General features: G+C 72.3%; 20 protein-coding genes. 16 read left to right on the top strand and 4 right to left on the bottom strand.

Annotation, left to right across the window (positions count from 1 at the left end):
* Nucleotides 1–19 precede the first annotated feature (19 nt).
* Complete coding sequence (locus ACNF49_RS42795) at nucleotides 20–919, top strand: lactonase family protein (protein ID WP_482941303.1); 900 nt, start codon at nucleotides 20–22, stop codon at nucleotides 917–919.
* Between the two features lie 82 nt (nucleotides 920–1,001).
* Entirely contained in the window at nucleotides 1,002–2,465 is a 1,464-nt protein-coding gene (locus tag ACNF49_RS42790) for a N,N-dimethylformamidase beta subunit family domain-containing protein (RefSeq protein WP_482941302.1), read from the top strand.
* Here ACNF49_RS42790 and ACNF49_RS42785 read toward each other — a convergent pair.
* The gene (locus ACNF49_RS42785) at nucleotides 2,460–3,185 is read right to left on the bottom strand and encodes a Clp protease N-terminal domain-containing protein (RefSeq protein ID WP_482941301.1); all 726 of its coding nucleotides are present in this window, start codon (nucleotides 3,183–3,185) and stop codon (nucleotides 2,460–2,462) included. The two genes, ACNF49_RS42790 and ACNF49_RS42785, sit on opposite strands and share 6 nt — an antisense overlap.
* A 171-nt stretch (nucleotides 3,186–3,356) precedes the next feature.
* Here ACNF49_RS42785 and ACNF49_RS42780 point away from each other — a divergent pair, with 171 nt between their 5' ends.
* Entirely contained in the window at nucleotides 3,357–4,382 is a 1,026-nt protein-coding gene (locus ACNF49_RS42780) for a 6-phosphofructokinase (protein ID WP_352331196.1), read from the top strand.
* Between the two features lie 252 nt (nucleotides 4,383–4,634).
* Here ACNF49_RS42780 and ACNF49_RS42775 read toward each other — a convergent pair whose 3' ends face one another.
* Complete coding sequence (locus ACNF49_RS42775) at nucleotides 4,635–5,501, bottom strand: MHYT domain-containing protein (RefSeq protein WP_357967829.1); 867 nt, start codon at nucleotides 5,499–5,501, stop codon at nucleotides 4,635–4,637.
* A gap of 114 nt (nucleotides 5,502–5,615) precedes the next feature.
* Between ACNF49_RS42775 and macS the strand changes: the two genes are divergently transcribed.
* From macS to thiI, 3 genes are all read left to right on the top strand, one after another.
* The gene (macS, locus tag ACNF49_RS42770) at nucleotides 5,616–6,713 is read left to right on the top strand and encodes a MacS family sensor histidine kinase (protein WP_357967832.1); all 1,098 of its coding nucleotides are present in this window, start codon (nucleotides 5,616–5,618) and stop codon (nucleotides 6,711–6,713) included.
* A gap of 39 nt (nucleotides 6,714–6,752) precedes the next feature.
* Nucleotides 6,753–7,406 (top strand): response regulator, encoded by a 654-nt coding sequence (locus ACNF49_RS42765; RefSeq protein ID WP_482941300.1) that lies wholly within the window; start codon nucleotides 6,753–6,755, stop codon nucleotides 7,404–7,406.
* 67 nt (nucleotides 7,407–7,473) lie between these two features.
* On the top strand, nucleotides 7,474–8,670 hold the full coding sequence (thiI, locus tag ACNF49_RS42760; RefSeq protein ID WP_482941299.1) for a tRNA uracil 4-sulfurtransferase ThiI: 1,197 nt from the start codon (nucleotides 7,474–7,476) through the stop codon (nucleotides 8,668–8,670).
* A gap of 1 nt (nucleotide 8,671) precedes the next feature.
* Here the strand turns inward: thiI and ACNF49_RS42755 are convergent, their stop codons facing one another.
* On the bottom strand, nucleotides 8,672–8,962 hold the full coding sequence (locus ACNF49_RS42755; RefSeq protein WP_352330712.1) for a YiaA/YiaB family inner membrane protein: 291 nt from the start codon (nucleotides 8,960–8,962) through the stop codon (nucleotides 8,672–8,674).
* Between the two features lie 155 nt (nucleotides 8,963–9,117).
* On the opposite strand from ACNF49_RS42755, the gene ACNF49_RS42750 reads away from it, so the two are divergent.
* The 3 genes from ACNF49_RS42750 to ACNF49_RS42740 all read left to right on the top strand — a co-directional run bounded on the left by ACNF49_RS42750 (nucleotide 9,118) and on the right by ACNF49_RS42740 (nucleotide 11,713).
* Nucleotides 9,118–9,714, top strand: coding sequence for a molybdopterin-dependent oxidoreductase (locus tag ACNF49_RS42750; RefSeq protein WP_357967840.1), 597 nt, complete (start codon nucleotides 9,118–9,120; stop codon nucleotides 9,712–9,714).
* A 55-nt stretch (nucleotides 9,715–9,769) separates the two neighbouring features.
* Complete coding sequence (locus tag ACNF49_RS42745; RefSeq protein WP_357967843.1) at nucleotides 9,770–10,906, top strand: sensor histidine kinase; 1,137 nt, start codon at nucleotides 9,770–9,772, stop codon at nucleotides 10,904–10,906.
* Between the two features lie 66 nt (nucleotides 10,907–10,972).
* On the top strand, nucleotides 10,973–11,713 hold the full coding sequence (locus ACNF49_RS42740; protein WP_482941298.1) for a LytR/AlgR family response regulator transcription factor: 741 nt from the start codon (nucleotides 10,973–10,975) through the stop codon (nucleotides 11,711–11,713).
* 615 nt (nucleotides 11,714–12,328) lie between these two features.
* On the opposite strand, the gene ACNF49_RS42735 is transcribed toward ACNF49_RS42740, so the two are convergent.
* The gene (locus ACNF49_RS42735; protein WP_482941297.1) at nucleotides 12,329–13,171 is read right to left on the bottom strand and encodes a deoxyribonuclease IV; all 843 of its coding nucleotides are present in this window, start codon (nucleotides 13,169–13,171) and stop codon (nucleotides 12,329–12,331) included.
* Between the two features lie 145 nt (nucleotides 13,172–13,316).
* Between ACNF49_RS42735 and uraD the strand changes: the two genes are divergently transcribed.
* Genes uraD through ACNF49_RS42700 form a run of 7 tightly spaced genes read left to right on the top strand, consistent with a single transcriptional unit; the run spans nucleotide 13,317 to nucleotide 17,973 of the window.
* The gene (gene uraD / locus ACNF49_RS42730; protein ID WP_482941296.1) at nucleotides 13,317–13,838 is read left to right on the top strand and encodes a 2-oxo-4-hydroxy-4-carboxy-5-ureidoimidazoline decarboxylase; all 522 of its coding nucleotides are present in this window, start codon (nucleotides 13,317–13,319) and stop codon (nucleotides 13,836–13,838) included.
* On the top strand, nucleotides 13,835–14,134 hold the full coding sequence (uraH, locus tag ACNF49_RS42725) for a hydroxyisourate hydrolase (RefSeq protein WP_357967854.1): 300 nt from the start codon (nucleotides 13,835–13,837) through the stop codon (nucleotides 14,132–14,134). Before uraD ends, uraH begins: the two co-directional genes overlap by 4 nt.
* Nucleotides 14,135–14,998 (top strand): factor-independent urate hydroxylase, encoded by an 864-nt coding sequence (gene pucL, locus ACNF49_RS42720; protein WP_482941295.1) that lies wholly within the window; start codon nucleotides 14,135–14,137, stop codon nucleotides 14,996–14,998. It begins immediately after the preceding gene.
* Between the two features lie 5 nt (nucleotides 14,999–15,003).
* Nucleotides 15,004–15,864 carry an FAD binding domain-containing protein gene (locus ACNF49_RS42715; RefSeq protein WP_357967859.1) on the top strand — a complete coding sequence of 287 codons (861 nt, stop codon included), beginning with the start codon at nucleotides 15,004–15,006 and terminating at the stop codon, nucleotides 15,862–15,864.
* Nucleotides 15,864–16,331, top strand: a complete 468-nt coding sequence (locus ACNF49_RS42710) for a (2Fe-2S)-binding protein (protein ID WP_357993246.1) — start codon at nucleotides 15,864–15,866, stop codon at nucleotides 16,329–16,331. The genes ACNF49_RS42715 and ACNF49_RS42710 overlap by 1 nt, the downstream gene beginning before the upstream one ends.
* Nucleotides 16,331–17,713: an 8-oxoguanine deaminase gene (locus ACNF49_RS42705; RefSeq protein ID WP_482941294.1), complete on the top strand. Its 1,383-nt coding sequence runs from the start codon at nucleotides 16,331–16,333 to the stop codon at nucleotides 17,711–17,713. The genes ACNF49_RS42710 and ACNF49_RS42705 overlap by 1 nt, the downstream gene beginning before the upstream one ends.
* 47 nt (nucleotides 17,714–17,760) lie before the next feature.
* Nucleotides 17,761–17,973: an EF-hand domain-containing protein gene (locus tag ACNF49_RS42700; RefSeq protein ID WP_357967865.1), complete on the top strand. Its 213-nt coding sequence runs from the start codon at nucleotides 17,761–17,763 to the stop codon at nucleotides 17,971–17,973.
* The last annotated feature ends 3 nt before the right edge of the window (nucleotides 17,974–17,976 follow it).

Genomic DNA, 17,976 nt, shown 5'->3' with positions numbered 1-17,976 from the left:
CCATAAGAAGGATCCCGTTGTGAACCTCTACATAGGCGGCTACGGCCCCGGCATCGTCACGGTGGGCGGCGAGCTGACCCGCGTGGCCTCGCCGTCGTTCCTGGCCGCCCACCCCGCCCTGCCGGTGCTGTACGCGGCCGGCGAGCTGCAGCGCGGCTGGCTCACCGCCTTCACCACCGAGGGCGGCCTGTCCCCGCTGGACGAACGGTCCAGCGACGGCGACAGCCCCTGCCACGTCGCCGTCCACCCCTCGGGGAGCCTGCTGGCCGTGGCCAACTACGGCGACGGCACCGCCGGCCTGCACCACCTGGACGAGCGGGGCGCGTTCACCGGCGACCCCGTCGTCCTGCGGCACGAGGGCTCCGGCCCCGACCCCGACCGCCAGGCCGGATCGCACGCCCACATGTGCGTCTTCCACGGCGACGTCCTGCACGTCTCCGACCTGGGCACCGACGAGATCCGCCGCTACCGCCTGGACGGTTCCCCGCTCGACCCGATCACGCTGGCCCCCGGCACCGGCCCCCGCCACTTCGCCTTCGCCGGCGACCGCCTGTACGTGGCCGGCGAGCTGGACGGCACCGTGACCCTCGTCGAGGGCGAGCGCCGCACCGTCGTGCCCGCCTCGCGCGCCGGGGGCGACAACGCGCCAAGCCACCTGCAGCTCGACGGCGACCTGGTCTACGTCGCCAACCGCGGGCCCGACACGGTCTCGGTGCTGCGCGCCGCCGACCTGTCCCCGGTGGCCGAGGTGCCCTCGGGCGGCGCCTGGCCCCGGCACTTCGCCATCGCCGGCGACCGCCTGTACGTCGCCAACCAGAACTCCGGCGAGGTGACCGTGTTCGCGCTGGAGGACGGGGTGCCCGTGCCGGCCGGTCAGTCGTACGAGGTGCCCAGCCCGTCCTGCGTGCTGCCCGCGTAGGAACGCCGGGAAGGGCGCGGCCCGGTGTAAGGATCTGGCCAAGTCGTGGCCCGGCCCCGTGGCGGGCCACGACGATGGCCGGGTGCGCAAGCTCCTGCTGCTCCTCGCCCTGCTGATCGCCGTCCTGCCGGCCGCCGGATGCGGCGGCGGTCCCGTGCGGCCGGCGCCGTCCGCGTCGCCCGCGCCGCCCGTCCCGCAGCCCTCGGAGACGGGCCGGCCGTCGCCGCCGCCGGTGAACGCGGGGGAGTCCTGGCGGATCACCACCCGCGGGGCCGACCACGAGATCGAGGGCTACGCCGACCACGTGAGCGTCCTGCCCGGCCGGCCCTTCGCCCTGCACGTCTCCACCACCGCCCCGCGCTTCACCGCCGGCGCGTTCAGGATGGGGGCGCATCCCGCCAAGGTGTGGGAGTCCCCGCAGGTGGAGGGCGTGCGCCAGCCTCCGGCCAGGACCGTGGACGGCACGGTGACCGCCGCCCACTGGAAACCCTCGCTCACCGTGGACACCCGCGGCTGGACGGAGGGCGCGTACCTGATCAGGCTCGACGCCTCGACCGGCGCCCAGCGGTACGTGCCGATCACCGTCCGCTCGGCCTCCACCCGGGGCCGCGTGGTGATGGTGAACGCGGTCACCACCTGGCAGGCGTACAACCTGTGGGGCGGCCGCAGCCTGTACCTGGGCCCCGGCGGTTTCGCCGGCCGCTCGCGCGAGGTCACCTTCGACCGCCCGTACGACGGCGGCGGCGCCCGCCTGTTCCTCGACTTCGAGCAGTCGGCCCTGGCCGTGGCCGAGCGCAGCGGTGTGCCCCTGGCCTACCTCACCAGCCTTGACCTCGGCCCCGGCGTGCTGGACGGCGCGCGGGCCGTGGTCTCGCTCGGCCACGACGAGTACTGGTCGCCCGCCATGCGCACGGCCGTCACCAAGGCCAGGGACAGCGGGACGAACCTCGCCTTCCTCGGCGCGAACGCCGTCTACTGGCGCATCGCGATCAAGGGCAGGACGGTCGCCTGCGACAAGGAACGGCTCTGCCCGCTGTGGCGGGACTCCCGCCCGGAGAGCGCCCTGGTGGGCCAGATGTACGACTGCTTCCCCGCCCAGGGCGCCTACACGGTCCGCAGGCCGGGCCACTGGATCTTCGCGGGCACCCGGGGCCGGCGCTTCCCCGGCATGGTCGGCCCGGAGACCGACAAGGTCTCGCGCGGCTCGCCGAAGGGCGTGGAGGTGCTGGCCGACTCGCCGTTCTCGTGCGGGGGACGGGGGACGACGTCGCAGAGCACGTACTACACGGCGCCGAGCGGGGCGGGGGTGTTCGCGTCGGGCACGATGCGCTGGGTGTGCGCGATGCGGGGCAAGCGCTGCGGCCACGGCGTCCCGGAGTCCGCGGCCGCCTTCACCCGCCGCGCCACGGCGAACGTGCTCACCCGGTTCGCCGCCGGCCCGGCCGGGCTCTCCGAGCGCCCCGCCCACCCTCCGCAGGGCCGCGCGGGCCCGCCGGGGAACGCCGCGCCCGGAAGCGGCCCGAGGGCGGCTCGGGGGCGGCTATGAGTGGCGCTCGCGCAGGATCGCCGCCAGCCGGTCCCTGATCTCCCGCTCGGCCGCCTCCTTGTGCACGCCGAGGTCGGCGAGGGCCCGCACCACCGGGCCCTCCTCCAGGGAGAGCACGCCGAGCAGCAGGTGCTCGGTGCCGACGTAGTTGTGCCCGAGCCGCAGGGCCTCGCGCAGGGTCAGCTCCAGCGCCTTGGTGCTCTGCGCGGAGAACGGCAGGGTGACGGGCGACTGCCCGCCGCCGGGCCCCATGGCCGCCGTGACGGCCTCCCTGACCGCCTCGGGGGAGGCCCCGAGCGTGGCCATGGTCGAGGCCGCCAGCGCCTCGGGCACGTGCAGCAGCCCGAGCACCAGGTGCCCGACCTCGATGTGGTCGTGCCCCGCCAGGCGCGCCTCCTCCTGGGACTTGACCACCGCGACCCGGGCCTTGTCGGTGTAGCGGGCGTAGTTGCGCAGGTCGTCGGCCAGTGAGCCGCTCTCCTTGACCACGAACCGCTTCTGCGCGGCCTGCTTGGTCACGCCCATGCTGCGGCCGATGTCGGTCCAGGAGGCGCCGGAGTGGCGGGCGTGGTCCACGAAGTGGCCGATCAGGTGGTCGGCCACCTCTCCGAGGTGCTCGCCCAGCGTGACGGCGTCGGAGAGCTGGCCGAGCGGGTCGCCGTCCGGATGACGGCTCTTGATGGCGGCGATGAGGTCGTCGAGACGTACGGTTTCATCCATGCGTCAACCATAGGTTGACGGTGCTTCATCGTCAACCCTGGGTTGACGGCCTCTCCTGTCAGGAAATGATCGAGGGCCGGGCGTTTGGTCTAGACCACTGAGCGCCGCGGCAGGCACAATGCGAGCTGTCACCGAGCAATGGTTCGTGAACCCCATCGGGAGGAACCCGCCATGCGTATAGGAGTGCTCACCGGAGGCGGAGACTGTCCGGGTCTCAACGCCGTCATCAGGGCCGTGGTGCGTAAGGGGGTGAGCACGTACGGCCATGAGTTCGTGGGGTTTCGCGACGGCTGGCGCGGGCCCCTGGAAGGCGACACGATGCCGCTCGACATCCAGGCCGTACGAGGCATCCTGCCGCGGGGCGGCACCATTCTCGGATCCTCCCGCACCAACCCGATCAAGATCGAGGGCGGCGTCGACCGCATCAAGGAGAACCTCGCCGCCACCGGCGTCGACGCCCTGATCGCCATCGGCGGCGAGGACACGCTCGGCGTGGCCAAACAGCTCTACGACCGCGACGTCAAGGTCGTGGGCGTGCCCAAGACCATCGACAACGACCTGTCCGGCACCGACTACACCTTCGGCTTCGACACCGCGGTCAACATCGCGATGGAGGCCATCGACCGGCTGCACACCACCGCCGAGTCCCACCACCGCGCGCTGATCTGCGAGGTCATGGGCCGCCACGCGGGCTGGATCGCGCTGCACGCGGGCATGGCCGGCGGCGCGAACGTGATCCTCATCCCCGAGAAGCCGTTCGACATCGACCGGGTCTGCGAATACGTGGAGTCCCGCTTCCGCACCCGGTACTCGCCGATCATCGTCGTGGCCGAGGGCGCCCACCCGATCGAGGGCCAGATGGAGCTGCAGACCGGCACCCTCGACGCGTTCGGGCACGTCCGGCTCGGCGGCATCGGCGAGGTTCTGGCCAAGGAGATCGAGAAGCGCACCGGCAAGGAGGCCCGGACGACCGTGCTCGGCCACATCCAGCGCGGCGGCACCCCGACGGCCTACGACCGGGTGCTGGCCACCAGGTTCGGGCTGCAGGCGATCGACGCCGCGCACGAGGGCGACTACGGCACGATGGTCGCGCTGCGCGGCACCGACATCGTCCGGGTCGGGCTCGACGAGGCGACGGCCGAGCTGAAGACCGTGCCGGCGTCCCGGTACTCCGAGGCCGAGGTGTTCTTCGGCTGAGGTGTTCTTCGGGGTGAGGCTCGCTACGGCTGGCTGAAAGCGGCTTGCAAGCGCCGGGCCGTACCTTCTGGGCAGCGGGGTTACCGCTTACAACCCCCCTCGGGGTACGGCTTGGGGCGCAGCGAGTCGGCGGCCCACTTTGCGCCGCAAGCCGTACCCAGGAGATAGCTCGATCGCGGGGCGCGCCGAGGTGATCCACCTCCGGCGCGCCTTCGTCGTGTCCGGCCCCGTCCGGACGCTCCACGCCGAGCGCTACCTGCGGCGCGTGCGCATCATCTGCTGCTGTTGGGGGCGGGCGCCGGCCGGCGGCGTGGGGTAGGCCAGGCGCTGCTGCTGCTGGGCGGTGCGCCGGCGCAGCTCCAGGCGGGCGACCATCTCGGCGTCCTCGTGCAGCTCCTCCTCCGAGGGCGCGAGGATCACCATGAGCAGCATGGTCAGCGTGATCAGGCTGATCACGGTCATGAGCGGGACGAGGAAGTCGAGGGCGTCGGCGCCGGTGACCATGCCGGGCTCGGCGTCGACGGTGACCCGCATGGCGTACATGCCGGTGTAGTGCATGCCCGAGACGGCCACGCCCATCACCATCGCCGCGCCGGTGATCCAGACCGGCTTCTTGACCCGCAGCGTGAACCAGAGCGCGGCGGTGGCGGCCACGACGGCGATCACCACGGACCCGGCCACGATCGTGCGGTCGTAGGAGACGTGGGCGCTCATGTTCATGGCGTACATGCCGAGGTAGTGCATGCTGGCCACGCCGAGCCCGGTGAGCAGGCCGCCGCCGAGCAGCGCCAGCGCCCGGCCGCGGCCGTAGGAGACCAGGAACAGCCCGGTGCCGACCACCACGATGGCCACGGCGGCCGAGGCGACGGTGAGCGGCACGTCGTACTTGATCTGCGTGCCCTCCACCGCGAAGCCCATCATGCCGACGAAGTGCATGACCCAGATGCCGGTGCCGCCGATGGAGATGGCCGCGCCGATCAGCCAGCGCACCCGCGACGCGCCGCGGCTGGCGTGCGCCTGTGCGGTGAGCCGCAGTCCGAGCATCGAACCCAGGCACGACATCAGGTACGCCAGCAGCGGTGTGAGCGGTCCGTGGGTGAAATGATTAACAGCGGTCATATATCGACATTCCTTGTGATTAGGGGTTGACGGATTGTGTCATCCGATCCGTCCCTTCCGCATGGATAACGCAACTATCTGTCAACCGGCGTGTCGGAAACGTGAGAGGGTCTCATGAGCATCGAGGGGCCCTTCTGGCGCGCGATCGCGGTCTTCCGCGCCGCGTCGTTGCTGTACGCCGCCGTGCTGATGGCCCAGTCCCGCGGGTACGAGCAGCCGGTCGCCGGCTGGCTGGTGATCGCCCTGATGGCGTTGTGGACGGCCGCGGCCACCTACGCGTACGCGTCCGAAAAGCTGCGCGGGTGGCCGCTGCTGGCCGTCGACCTGCTGGTGGCCCTGACCTGCCTGCTGACCTCCCCGTACGTGGAGGGCGCCCGTCAGGGCATGGCGGGCACCATGCCCGTGCCCGCCACCTGGGTCGCCGCCCCCGTCCTGGCCTGGGCCGTGTACGGCGGCAGGCGCGCGGGCGCGGTGGCGGCGGCCCTGGTCGCCGCCGCGGACCTGTGGCTGCGCGTGCGCGCCCCGGACGCACCCGTGATGATCAACGGCGCGGTCCTGCTGTTCCTGTCAGGAGTGGTTGTCGGACACGTGGCCCGGCTGGCCAAGGAGGCCGAGGAGCGCATGCAGCGCGCGGCCGAGATGGAGGCCGCCCAGCGCGAACGCGACCGGCTGGCCCGCGACCTGCACGACTCCGTCCTCCAGGTGCTGGCCCTGGTCCAGCGGCGCGGCCGGCAGATCGGCGGCGAGGCGGCCGAGCTGGGCCGGCTGGCAGGTGAGCAGGAGGCCGCGCTGCGCGAGCTCATCGCCGCCCGTCCCGCCCCGACCGGCGCCACGGACCTGCGCTCCCTGCTCATGCGGCACGGCTCGCCGCTGGTGACGGTCTCCACCCCGGCCACCCCGCTCGTCCTGCCCACGCCGGCGGCCGAGGGCGTGGCGGCCGCGGTCGGGGCCGCCCTGGACAACGTGCGCGAGCACTGCGGCGCGGACGCGCGGGCCTGGGTGTTCGCCGAGTCCTGCGACGACGTGGTCATGGTGACCGTCCGCGACGAGGGCCCCGGCATCCCGGAGGGACGCCTGGAGCGGGCCGCCGCCGAGGGCCGTATGGGCGTCGCGCAGTCCATCCGCGGGCGCGTCGCCGACCTGGGCGGGACGGTCGCCGTCGCCTCCACGCCGTCCGGGACCGAGATCGAGATCAGTCTTCCCTGCGGATAGGCGCGGATAGGCGGGGACCGGCCCGGTTAGAGTGACGTCATGGTGCGGGTCATGGTGGTGGACGACCATCCCATGTGGCGCGACGGCGTGGCCAGGGATCTGTCCGAGGCGGGCTACGAGGTCGTGGCCGTGGTGGGGGAGGGGCGGCAGGCGATCAGGGCGGCCGCGGCCGTACGTCCCCAGGTCGTCGTGCTGGATCTGCACCTGCCCGACCTGTCCGGCGCCGAGGTGGCCGCGGGGCTGGCCGGGGCCGAGCCGGCGCCCAAGGTCCTGGTGTTGTCGGCCAGCGCCGAGCAGGACGACGTGCTGGCCGCCGTCAAGGCGGGCGCGTCCGGATATCTGGTGAAGTCGGCGAGCCGGGAGGAGTTCCTCGACGCCGTCCGCCGCACCGCCGAGGGCGACGCCGTCTTCACGCCGGGCCTGGCCGGGCTGGTGCTCGGGGAGTACCGGCGGCTGGCCGCGCGTCCCGCCGCCGGACGTGCCGCCGACGACGGCCCGAGGCTGACCGAGCGCGAGACGGAGGTGCTCAGGCTGGTCGCCAAGGGCCTGACCTACCGGCAGGTCGCCGACCGCCTGGTGCTCTCGCACCGCACGGTCCAGAACCACGTGCAGAACACGCTGAGCAAGCTCCAGCTGCACAACCGGGTGGAACTGGTCCGATATGCGATCGAGCAGGGCCTCGACGCGGACTAAACTCGACAGGTCGCGGCGTTGCCTTCCTACGGCCGCGCTTTTCCCCGTCTTCCCCGGAGGTTCCACCATGACGATGTCCGCCCTGGGCGAGCCATGCGTTCTGCTCAAGCTGGGCGAGATCGTTCTCAAGGGCAAGAACCGTGAGCTGTTCGAGCGCCGTCTGATCGACAACATCCGCTTCGCGCTCCAGGATCTCGACCTCAAGACGGACGTGCGCAGGCGCCACGGCGTCGTCGCGATCTTCCTGCCCGAGGGGTCGGACGTCGAGCAGGCCGACGCGGTCGCCCAGCGGGTCGCCGACGTGCCCGGCCTGGTGTGGATCCACCGCGCCTGGCGGGTGGCCAAAGACCCCGACAGCGTGCTCAAGGCCGGCCTGGAACTGATCCGCGACCGCGAGGAGGTCGCGCGCGGGGCCCGCTTCGCGGTGCGCTCCCGCCGCCGCGACAAGCGCTTCCCGCTGCGCTCCAACGAGCTCGACCGGCTCGTCGGCGGCGCGATCAACGACGAGTACCACCTGCCCGTCGACCTGAAGAACCCCGAGCTGACCGTCTTCATCGAGGTCGACCGGGACGAGGTGTTCGTCTTCACCGACGGCATCCCCGGCCAGGGCGGCCTGCCGGTCGGCAGCAGCGGCCGGGCGCTGGTGCTCATGTCGGGCGGCATCGACTCGCCGGTGGCGGCCTACCGGATGATGAAGCGCGGCCTGCACGTCGACTTCCTGCACTTCTCCGGCATCCCGTTCACCACCTCCGAGTCGATCTACAAGGCGTACGCGCTGGTCAGGAAGCTCGACAGGTTCCAGGGCAGGTCGCGGCTGTGGGTGGTGCCGTTCGGCAAGGCGCAGCAGTCGATCCGCAACTCGGGCCAGGACCGCCTGGCCGTGATCGCCCAGCGGCGGCTCATGCTGAAGACGGCCGAGGAGGTCGCCCACCGCATCCGCGCCGGCGCGCTGATCACCGGCGACGCGCTCGGCCAGGTCTCCTCCCAGACGCTGGCCAACATCACCGCCCAGGACAACGCGGTCGAGCTGCCGATCCTGCGCCCGCTCGTGGGCTGGGACAAGACCGAGATCATGGCCGAGGCCCGGCGCATCGGCACGCTGGAGATCTCGGAGCTGCCCGACGAGGACTGCTGCTCCCTGCTGGCTCCCAAGCGCGCCGAGACGCGGGCCAAGATCGACGACCTCAAGCAGATCGAGAAGCGGCTCGACGCCGAGGAGCTGTGCGTGCAGCTCGCCGACTCGATCCAGGAGTACACGCTGTAGCTCAGGCCGCGTCGACCTTGAACGGGTCGTGCTCGGCCAGCAGCTTGTCCAGCCTGGCCTGGTCCACGCGGTTGGTGACCTCCGCCAGCTCCTGCCGGTCGCGTACGACCTTGCACAGGTTGACCGTGGAGGTGACCACGTACAGCAGGCCGAGCGCGAGGAACGCCCTGATCCAGCCGGAGGCCGGCAGGTAGATCAGGGCGATCACCACGGACGACACGGAGACGGCGAACGACAGGACCGCCTGGACGTAGAACGCGGCGGTCTGCGTGGGACGGATGGGCTTGCTCATGAGTTCATGGTGATCTCGCAGGCCAGGCCGTCGCATGGGGTTTCGTACTCAAGTTACTCCTGAGTACGAAAGGCCCGTCCCCAGCCCCGGACGCGGGGCGCGGGCGGGCCGATGGCAGGATGGCCCAAGACGCGAGATCGGTGAGGGGAGTGATCGTGGAGGAGTCGCGCCTGCCTCCAGGCCAGTACGTCCCGCGCGGCCGCCCCGTGATCCACTACGGCAGGGTGCCCGCGTTCAAGCCCGACAGCTGGGACTTCCGCGTCTTCGGCGCCACGGCCTCCGGCGAGGAGCACTGCCTGACGTGGGCGGACTTCGAGCTGCTGCCCCGGGACACGCGCATCGCCGACTTCCACTGCGTCACCAAGTTCTCCCTCATGGCCAACGAGTGGCGGGGCGTCACCCCGGCCACGATCATGAAGCTGGCGCCGCCCGACCCCGGCGTGCGCCACGTCATGATCTGGGCCGAGTACGGCTACAGCGCCAACCTCCGCATGACCGACTTCGCCGCCCCCGACACCCTGTTCGCCACCGAGCTGGACGAGAAGCCGCTCAGCCCCGACCGCGGTTTCCCCGTGCGCATCGTGGTCCCCCACCTGTACGCGTGGAAGAGCGTCAAGTGGGTGCGCGCCGTCGAATACCTCCTGGAGGACCGGCGGGGCTTCTGGGAGGAACGCGGATACCACAACCTGGCCGATCCCTGGCGCGAACAGCGCTACTCCTACCAGGAGGAACCCGGCGAGGGCCCCCCGTAGACTTCGCTCCGGGTTTCCACCCGAACACGACCGGTTATTGGCTACGGTTTGGCGCATGCAGACCACCGCATGCGTGGCGCTCTCCCTCCTGCTCTTCCTCCTCGGTTACGCCTGCGCCAGGACGCGCCGCCCTGCGCTCCCCGACGGCGGCAAGCACGAGGCCACCTTCACCGCGTTGCACGTCGCGGGGCTGGCCGCGCCCGCCCTGCGCGCCGGGCTCGACCGCGACTCGGCGCGCAAGGCCGTCCGTCACCTGCACGCGCTGCTCGGCACCCGCGCCGTCGCGATCACCTCCACCGACGCCGCGCTGGCCTGGGACGGCCCGTGCACCGACGACGTGCTCACCTACGCCCGTACCACCCTGGCCGCCGGGCGGGCGCAGGTGTTCGCCGGGCGGCCGTACGGGGCCGTGGTGGTGCCGCTGACCGTGGACGACACGGTCGTGGGCACGCTGGCGGCCTTCGACGAGGAGGTCAGCGCGGCGCTCGTGCGCACCGTGACCGAGCTGGGCCGCTGGGTGTCGGGGCAGCTGGAGCTGGCCGACCTCGACGCCTCCCGCAGGCGGGCGCTGGAGGCCGAGATGCGCGCGCTGCGCGCCCAGATCTCGCCGCACTTCGTCTACAACGCGCTGACCACGATCGCCTCGTTCGTCCGGACGAACCCCAAGCGCGCCCGCGAGCTGCTGCTCGACTTCGCCGACTTCTCCCGCTACGCCCTGCGCAGGGCCCACGACTTCACCACCCTGGCCGACGAGCTGACCTGCGTCGACCGGTACCTGCTGCTGGAGCGCGCCCGCTTCGGCGACAAACTGCGCTTCAGCCTGCAGGTCGCGCCCGAGGTGCTGCCGGTGCCGGTGCCGTTCCTGTGCCTGCAACCGCTGGTGGAGAACGCCATCAAGCACGGCATGCGCGGCCGGCGCGGCGGCGGCGAGGTGCGGGTCGTGGTCCGCGACGCCGGCCCCGAGGCCCACATCACCGTCGAGGACGACGGCACCGGCATGGACCCCGAGTGCGCCCGGCGCATGCTCGACGGCGAACCGGCCCGCGAGGGCGGCGGCATCGGCCTGGCCAACGTGGACCTGCGCATGCGCCAGATCTACGGCGACGGCTACGGCCTCGTCGTGGAGACCGCCCTCGGCGCCGGCACCCGGGTACGGCTGCGCGTACCGAAGACACAATTTAGCTCATTGTAGCCAATTCATTACCCTGGGCTGGCGTGTCGCTTGTGACCTTTGCTTTCATACGGCAGCGTGGAGGCCATGCTGAGGGTCCTGGCAGTCGACGACGAGGTGCCCGCTCTTGAGGAGCTCGCCTACCTGCTGCGCCAGGACACGAGAATCGAACACGTCGCGACCGCGGCCGACGGCGTCACCGCGCTGCAGGACATGGTGCAGATGATCGGCGGCGGTGAGCGGCTCGACGCGATCTTCCTCGACATCCGGATGCCGGGCCTCGACGGGCTCGACCTCGCCCGGCTGGTCGGCGGCTTTCCCAGCCCGCCCAAGCTGGTGTTCGTCACGGCGCACGAGGAGTGCGCGGTGCAGGCGTTCGAGCTGGAGGCCGTCGACTACCTGCTCAAACCGGTCCGGGCCGAGCGCCTGGCGGAGGCGGTCAGGCGGCTGGAGGTGGCCTCCGCGCCGCTCGCCGAGCCGAGCCAGGACGACGTGATCCCGGTCGAGCTGGGCGGGCGCACCAGGTTCGTGCCGCAGCAGGCCGTCTGGTTCGCCGAGGCCAAGGGCGACTACGTGCGGCTGCACACCGGCGACGGCAGCTACCTCGTCCGCATGTCGCTGGCCGCGCTCGAACGTCGCTGGTCGGAGGCGGGGTTCCTGCGCGTCCACCGCAGCACCCTGGTCTCTGCCCGGCACGTCAGCGAGCTGCGCTTCGAGGGCGGCCGGGTCACGCTCACCGTCGGCACCGAGACGTTGCAGGTCAGCCGGCGGCACAGCCGCCAGGTGCGCGAACAGCTCGTCCGCCAGCATCGCGGCGTCTTCTCCTGACCGCCCGCCCGCGGGCGTCCCTACGGGCTGGTGCCAATGGGTAGGCGTGAAGCTGGGCGTGTCCGGCCGGTGCCGGGCCCCGGCGGCCGGACGGTCGTGCCGCCGCGATGGTAAAGGATTTCCCAGGTCACGTCGGGGTCTGGCCCTTGGGGCCGGTTCCTGCGTTGCCCTTCGGGTACCCGCCGGGCTCTGGGGAGGACCCATGAACCTGCCGTTCGTCGCGCCCCGGTGACCGCTCGCCGTCCGGCCACCCTCCGTATGTCGATGACTACAGACCGTTCAGCGAGCTGGACGTGAACAGGGTTTCGCCCACAAGATCGCGACCGTAGTGTTTCGGCATCGGAAGCCACCCGGCGCATCGGGGGGGACGGGCCGCAAGGTCCAAGCAAGGGCCTGATGCGCCGGCTTCATCGGTGACCAGCCAGGTCACCACGGCTGTCGGGCCTTTGACCGGGGGGTAGGGCCCGCCTGCCGATCAGGTGAAGGGGCGCCTGCGGAGGCCACGGACCCCGGCCCCGCGATCCGGCCTTCGGGGGCGGCCGGATCGTGCGAGCAGGCGCCCCTCTCACGATCGACGACCAGGGCTTTCGCCCCCGTCACCGGGGACGGGCCGGGTCAGCCCTCGTCGCGGAGCTTCTTCAGCAGCTCGATGTCCTCGCGGTGCTTGTCGGCCTTGCCGGGCGTCTCGATGCAGATCGGCACGCCCGCCACCGCCGGATGCCGCATGATCTCGGCGAACGGCCGCGCGCCGATGTGGCCCGCGCCGATGTTCTCGTGACGGTCCTTCTTGGCCCCGCACACGTCTTTGCTGTCGTTGGCGTGGATGAGCTTGAGCCGGCCGGGCGCGAGGGCGTGCAGGGCGTCGAACGTCTCCCGCACCCCGCCCTCGGCGGCCAGGTCGTGGCCGGCGGCGAAGGCGTGGCAGGTGTCGAGGCAGACGCAGGCCCGCGGGTGCCAGTCGAGCGCGGCGAGATAGGGCTCCAGGTCCTGGACGGTTGCGCAGAGCATCGCGCCCTGGCCCGCCATGGGCTCAAGCAGCAGGTCGGGGCCGCCCTCGGGGATCTCGTCGAGCAGCGGGAGCAGGGTCTCGTGGATCTGCCGCAGCGCGTCGTCGCGCGACTGGGTGACGGCCGAGCCGGTGTGGACCACGACGCCCTTGGCGCCGGTCTCGACCCCGCGCCGCAGCCCGTGGCGCACGACCGCGATGGAGTTGGCCAGCGTCTCGGGGTTGGGCGAGCCGAAGTTCACCAGGTAGGGCACGTGGATGAACGCGGTGACGCCGGACTCGGCCAGCTTGGCGTCCTCGGCGGGCTTGCCGTCGTTGAGCGCCCAGCCGCGCGGGTTGGTGACGAACACCTGGATCATCTCGGCGCCGATCTCGGCCATGTACTTCAGGCCGCCGGTCGCCAGGCCGCCGGTGACGGACACGTGCCCGCCGATCTGGGATGTCAAGGTCATGATGGCTCCCAGTGTAGGCGCAGCTCAGGGGCGTCCCGGCCGGGGCCGGGTTGGAGCATGACACGAAAAGTCCTGGCCATCCCGTTGCGTACTTGGGAGTTCTCACGGATGGACCGGGAACCAGGCCCGTGTGTGTACTGCTGACATGTCCAACTCCCTGGCCGGGTTCAACCGGCGGCCGCGCGAGGAGGCGGAGGCGGAGCTGCTGGCCTGCTGCGCCTCCCGCGCGTTCGCGGCGGCGGTGGCCGCCCGCAGGCCCTACGCCGCCCGCGAACGGCTCGCCGAGGCCGCCGAGACGGCGGTGCGCGAGCTGAAGTGGCCCGACGTGCTGGAGGCGCTGGCGGCCCACCCGCGCATCGGGGAACGACCGTCCGGGGACGGCCGGGAGTCGCGCTGGTCGCGCCAGGAGCAGGCGGGCGCGCAGGAGCACGCGCCCGGCGGTGAGGACCTGCGGGCCGCGCTGGCCGCGGGCAACCGCGCCTACGAGGAGCGGTTCGGGTACGTCTACCTGGTCTGCGCCACCGGCCTCAGCGGGGCCGAGCTGCTGGCCCGGCTGCGCGCCCGGCTGGACAACGACGAGGAGACCGAGCGCGGGGTCGTCCGCGACGAACTGGCGAAGATCACCCGGCTTCGGCTGGGGAAGCTCATGGAAGGGGAGGGGAGATGAGCTTCTCGACGCACGTCCTGGACGCGGTCTCGGGCCGCCCGGCCGCCGGGGTGGGCGTCCGGCTGGAGCACGAGGGCCGCGTGCTGGCCCGGGGCAGCACCGACGACGACGGGCGGATCAAGGGCTGGGACACCGAGGAGGGCGTGCACCGCGTCGTCTTCGACACCGGCGCCTACCTGGCCGACACCTTCTACCCCGAGGTCGTCATCGCCTTCACGGTCACCGACCCCGGAGCCCACCACCACGTGCCGCTGCTGCTCAGCCCGTACGCCTACTCCACCTACCGAGGGAGCTAGATGACCGTCAAGCTCGGCCCCAACCGCTACGGCAAGGCGGAGACCAGGCTGGTCCGCGTGGTCAGGGAGGGACCCGTCCACCATCTCAAGGACATCAACGTCAGCACCTCGCTGTCGGGCGACATGGAGGAGGCGCACAGGAACGGCGGCAACGCCGCCGTCCTGCCCACCGACACGCAGAAGAACACCGCCTACGCCTTCGCCAAGAAGCACGGCGTCGGCGAGATCGAGGACTTCGCCCTCTTACTGGCCCGCCACTACGTCTCCGCGCACCCGTCCATCCACCACGCGCGGGTGGAGATCGAGGAGTACGCCTGGAACCGCATCCCCGGCGAGTCGCGGCACTCCTTCGTGCGCGACGGCGGCGAGGTGCGCACGTGCGTCGTCCACCACGACAGGGACGGCCGCACCACCGTCGTGTCCGGCCTGACGGACCTGGTCGTGCTGAACTCGACCGGCTCGGAGTTCCACGGCTACATCGTGGACGAGTACACCACCCTCCAGCCGACGACCGACCGCATCCTGGCCACCGCGGTCACCGCCCGCTGGCGGCACACCGGGACGGGCGAGCGCCCGCCGTACGCGCGGGTGCGCGCCTGCCTGCTGGACGCCTTCGCGCAGACGCACAGCCTGTCATTGCAGCAGACCCTGTACGCGATGGGCGAGCGGGTGCTGACGACCTGCCCGCAGGTCTGCGAGGTCCGGCTCACGCTGCCGAACAAGCACCACTTCCTGGTCGACCTGTCGCCGTTCGGCCTGGACAACGAGAACGAGGTCTTCTACGCCGCCGACCGTCCCTACGGGCTGATCGAGGGCAGTGTGCTGTGTGAGGACGCACCCGACGCGGGATTCGCCTGGGAGTGAGGACGATGGACTTCTTGCGGCCCACCACGTGGGCTGAGGCGCTGGCCGCCAAGGCGGACCGGCCCGGAGCGCTGCCCGTCCAGGGCGGCACCGACGTGATGGTCGAGATCAACTTCGACGTGCGCAGGCCGGAGGCGCTGCTCGACCTCAACCAGGTGGCCGAGCTGCGCGAATGGGGCATGACCGACGGGGTCTGCCGGATCGGGGCTGGGGTGACGTACGCCACGGTCGTCGACGAGCTGGGCGGCGTGCTGCCGGGGCTCGCGCAGGCCGCGCGCACGGTCGGCTCGCCGCAGATCCGCAACCGCGGCACCGTCGCCGGGAACCTCGGCGCGGCCTCGCCCGCGGGCGACAGCCATCCGCCGCTGCTGGCGGCGGGCGCGGTCGTCGAGGTCGAGTCACGAGAGCGCGGCACCCGGCTGATCCCCGCCGCCGAGTTCTACCTCGGGGTCAAGCGCAACGCCCTGGAGCCGGACGAGCTGATCAGGGCCGTGCGCGTCGAACCCGCCCAGGGGCCCCAGTACTTCTCCAAGGTCGGCACGCGCAACGCCATGGTGATCGCGGTGTGCTCGTTCGCGGTCGCGCTGCACCCGGGCGAGCGGCGGGTCGGCACCGGGATCGGCTCGGCCGCGCCCACGCCGCGCCGCGCCCTGGAGGCGGAGGACCTGCTGGCCGGGGAGCTGGACTGGCACGCCCCGCTCGACCCCGCGCTGCTGGCCCGCTTCGGCGAGCTGTGCGCGCGGGCCGCCGCGCCCATCGACGACGTGCGCGGCACCGCCGCCTACCGGGTGCACGCGATCGGCGTGATGGCCCGGCGCACGCTCACCTGGGCCTGGAACGACCACCTCGCGAGGAGGGCCGCCTGATGCGCCTCAACGTCACCGTCAACGGCCGCGCCCACAGCGTGGACGACGTCTGGGAAGGGGAGAGCCTGCTGTACGTCCTGCGCGAGCGGATCGGGCTGCCCGGCTCCAAGAACGCCTGCGAGCAGGGCGAGTGCGGCTCGTGCACGGTCTATCTCGACGGGCTGCCGGTCTGCTCGTGCCTGGTCGCCGCCGGGCAGGCCGAGGGGCGGCGGGTGCGCACGGTCGAGGGGCTGGCCGCGGGCGACCGGCTCGACCCGGTGCAGGAGGCGTTCGTCGAGTGCGGGGCCGTGCAGTGCGGGTTCTGCACTCCCGGGCTCGTCGTACAGGCCCATGACCTGCTCGAACGCGTGCCCCGGCCGTCCGACGCGGAGATCCGCGAGGCGCTGGCGGGCAACCTGTGCCGCTGCACCGGCTACGAGAAGATCCTGGACGCGGTCCGGCTGGCCGCCGCGCGGAAGGCGCCCTGATGACCCTGCTGATCGAGAACGTGCACATCGCGCCCGTCGTCGGCCCCGAGATCCCCTCGGGCCACCTCGTCGTCGAGGGCGACCGGATCGCCGCGCTCGGCCCCGGCCCCGCGCCCGCCACCCCCGGCGTCCGGCGCGTGGACGGCTCCGGCTGCCTGGCCACCCCGGGCCTGGTCAACACCCACCACCACCTCTACCAGTGGGCCTCCCAGGGGCTGGCCCAGGACGCCACCCTGTTCGAGTGGCTGGTGGCGCTCTACGACGTGTGGGCGGCCATGGACGCCGAGGTCGTCAGGGGCGCGGCCACGGCCGGGCTCGGCTGGCTGGCGCTGGCCGGCTGCACCACCTCCAGCGACCACCACTACGTCTTCCCCAAGGGCCGGGGCGACCTGCTCGCGGCCGAGGTCGAGGCGGCGCGGGAGATCGGCCTGCGCTTCCACCCGGCGCGCGGCTCGATGGACCTGGGCCGCTCGCAGGGCGGGCTGCCGCCGGACGAGGTGGTCGAGGAGCTCGACGACGTGCTGGCCGCGACGGCCGAGGCGGTGGACGCCCACCACGACCCGTCGCCGTCCTCGATGGTGCGGGTCGCGGTCGCGCCGTGCTCGCCGTTCTCGGCCAGCGCGGAGCTGATGACCGAGTCGGCGGCCCTGGCCAGGGCCAAGGGCGTCCGCCTGCACACCCACCTGGCCGAGACCCTCGACGAGGACGAGCACTGCGTCGAGCAGTTCGGCGTGCGTCCGGTCGACTACATCGACAAGCTCGGCTGGCTGGGGCCCGACGTGTGGCTCGCGCACGCCGTGCACCTCAGTGACGCCGACATCGCCAAGCTCGCCCGCACCGGCACGGGCGCGGCCCACTGTCCCTCCTCCAACGGCCGCCTGGGCGCCGGGATCGCCCGCGTGTCGGAGATGCTGCGCCAGGGCGTGAACGTCGGCCTCGGCGTGGACGGCAGCGCCTCCTCCGAGCTGACCTCACTGGCCGGGGAGATGCGGCAGGCCCTGCTGTTCCAGCGGGCCAGGTACGGCCCCCGCGCGCTGTCGGCCCGCCAGGCGCTGGAGCTGGCCACCATGGGCGGGGCGCGCAACCTGGGCCGCGAGGCCGAGCTCGGCTCGCTGGAGCCCGGCAAGCTGGCCGACGTCGTCCTGTGGCGGACCGGCGGGCCCTTCACCGCCGCCGTGGCCGACCCGGTGTGCGCGCTGGTGTTCGGGCCCCCGCCGCCGGTGGCCCGCGTCCTGGTCGGCGGCCGGACCGTGGTCGAGGACGGCGAGCTGCGGACGACGTCCCACGACGCGGCCGGACGGGCGGGCGCCGAGGCCCACCGCAGGCTGATGCGGCTGGCCGCCGAGCGCGGGCACTCGGCGGGCAGGGAGATCCAGCACTAGGGTGGTGAATGTCCGGAACGTGGCATTCAGTACCGAAAGGCGGTCCCGTGTCGGCAGAACTCCCCGGTGAGCGGCTGGCGCAGCTCAAGAGCACCTTCGCCGAGATCGACACCGACGGCGACGGCTTCGTCAGCGAGGCCGAGCTGAAGCGGCACTTCCCCGACCTGCCCGCCGAGGCCCTCGGGGCGCTGAGCCAGGAGGCCGACTCCGACCAGGACGGGCGTTACTCGCTGGAGGAGTTCATCCGCGTGGTCTCCTGACGG

The sequence above is a fragment of the Actinomadura sp. ATCC 39365 genome, from assembly GCF_054392275.1.
The sequence above is the reverse complement of the archived record's forward strand: the minus strand, read 5'-3'. Positions and strand labels throughout refer to the sequence as shown.

What these genes read in the sequence shown, in the direction of transcription:
- ACNF49_RS42785 (WP_482941301.1), bottom strand. Translation starts at nt 3,185, where the DNA reads ATGGATGAAACCGTACGTCTCGACGACCTCATCGCCGCCATCAAGAGC.
- ACNF49_RS42780 (WP_352331196.1), top strand. Translation starts at nt 3,357, where the DNA reads ATGCGTATAGGAGTGCTCACCGGAGGCGGAGACTGTCCGGGTCTCAAC.
- ACNF49_RS42775 (WP_357967829.1), bottom strand. Translation starts at nt 5,501, where the DNA reads ATGACCGCTGTTAATCATTTCACCCACGGACCGCTCACACCGCTGCTG.
- macS (WP_357967832.1), top strand. Translation starts at nt 5,616, where the DNA reads ATGAGCATCGAGGGGCCCTTCTGGCGCGCGATCGCGGTCTTCCGCGCC.
- ACNF49_RS42765 (WP_482941300.1), top strand. Translation starts at nt 6,753, where the DNA reads ATGGTGCGGGTCATGGTGGTGGACGACCATCCCATGTGGCGCGACGGC.
- thiI (WP_482941299.1), top strand. Translation starts at nt 7,474, where the DNA reads ATGACGATGTCCGCCCTGGGCGAGCCATGCGTTCTGCTCAAGCTGGGC.
- ACNF49_RS42755 (WP_352330712.1), bottom strand. Translation starts at nt 8,962, where the DNA reads ATGAGCAAGCCCATCCGTCCCACGCAGACCGCCGCGTTCTACGTCCAG.
- ACNF49_RS42745 (WP_357967843.1), top strand. Translation starts at nt 9,770, where the DNA reads ATGCAGACCACCGCATGCGTGGCGCTCTCCCTCCTGCTCTTCCTCCTC.
- ACNF49_RS42740 (WP_482941298.1), top strand. Translation starts at nt 10,973, where the DNA reads ATGCTGAGGGTCCTGGCAGTCGACGACGAGGTGCCCGCTCTTGAGGAG.
- ACNF49_RS42735 (WP_482941297.1), bottom strand. Translation starts at nt 13,171, where the DNA reads ATGACCTTGACATCCCAGATCGGCGGGCACGTGTCCGTCACCGGCGGC.
- uraD (WP_482941296.1), top strand. Translation starts at nt 13,317, where the DNA reads ATGTCCAACTCCCTGGCCGGGTTCAACCGGCGGCCGCGCGAGGAGGCG.
- uraH (WP_357967854.1), top strand. Translation starts at nt 13,835, where the DNA reads ATGAGCTTCTCGACGCACGTCCTGGACGCGGTCTCGGGCCGCCCGGCC.
- pucL (WP_482941295.1), top strand. Translation starts at nt 14,135, where the DNA reads ATGACCGTCAAGCTCGGCCCCAACCGCTACGGCAAGGCGGAGACCAGG.
- ACNF49_RS42715 (WP_357967859.1), top strand. Translation starts at nt 15,004, where the DNA reads ATGGACTTCTTGCGGCCCACCACGTGGGCTGAGGCGCTGGCCGCCAAG.
- ACNF49_RS42710 (WP_357993246.1), top strand. Translation starts at nt 15,864, where the DNA reads ATGCGCCTCAACGTCACCGTCAACGGCCGCGCCCACAGCGTGGACGAC.
- ACNF49_RS42705 (WP_482941294.1), top strand. Translation starts at nt 16,331, where the DNA reads ATGACCCTGCTGATCGAGAACGTGCACATCGCGCCCGTCGTCGGCCCC.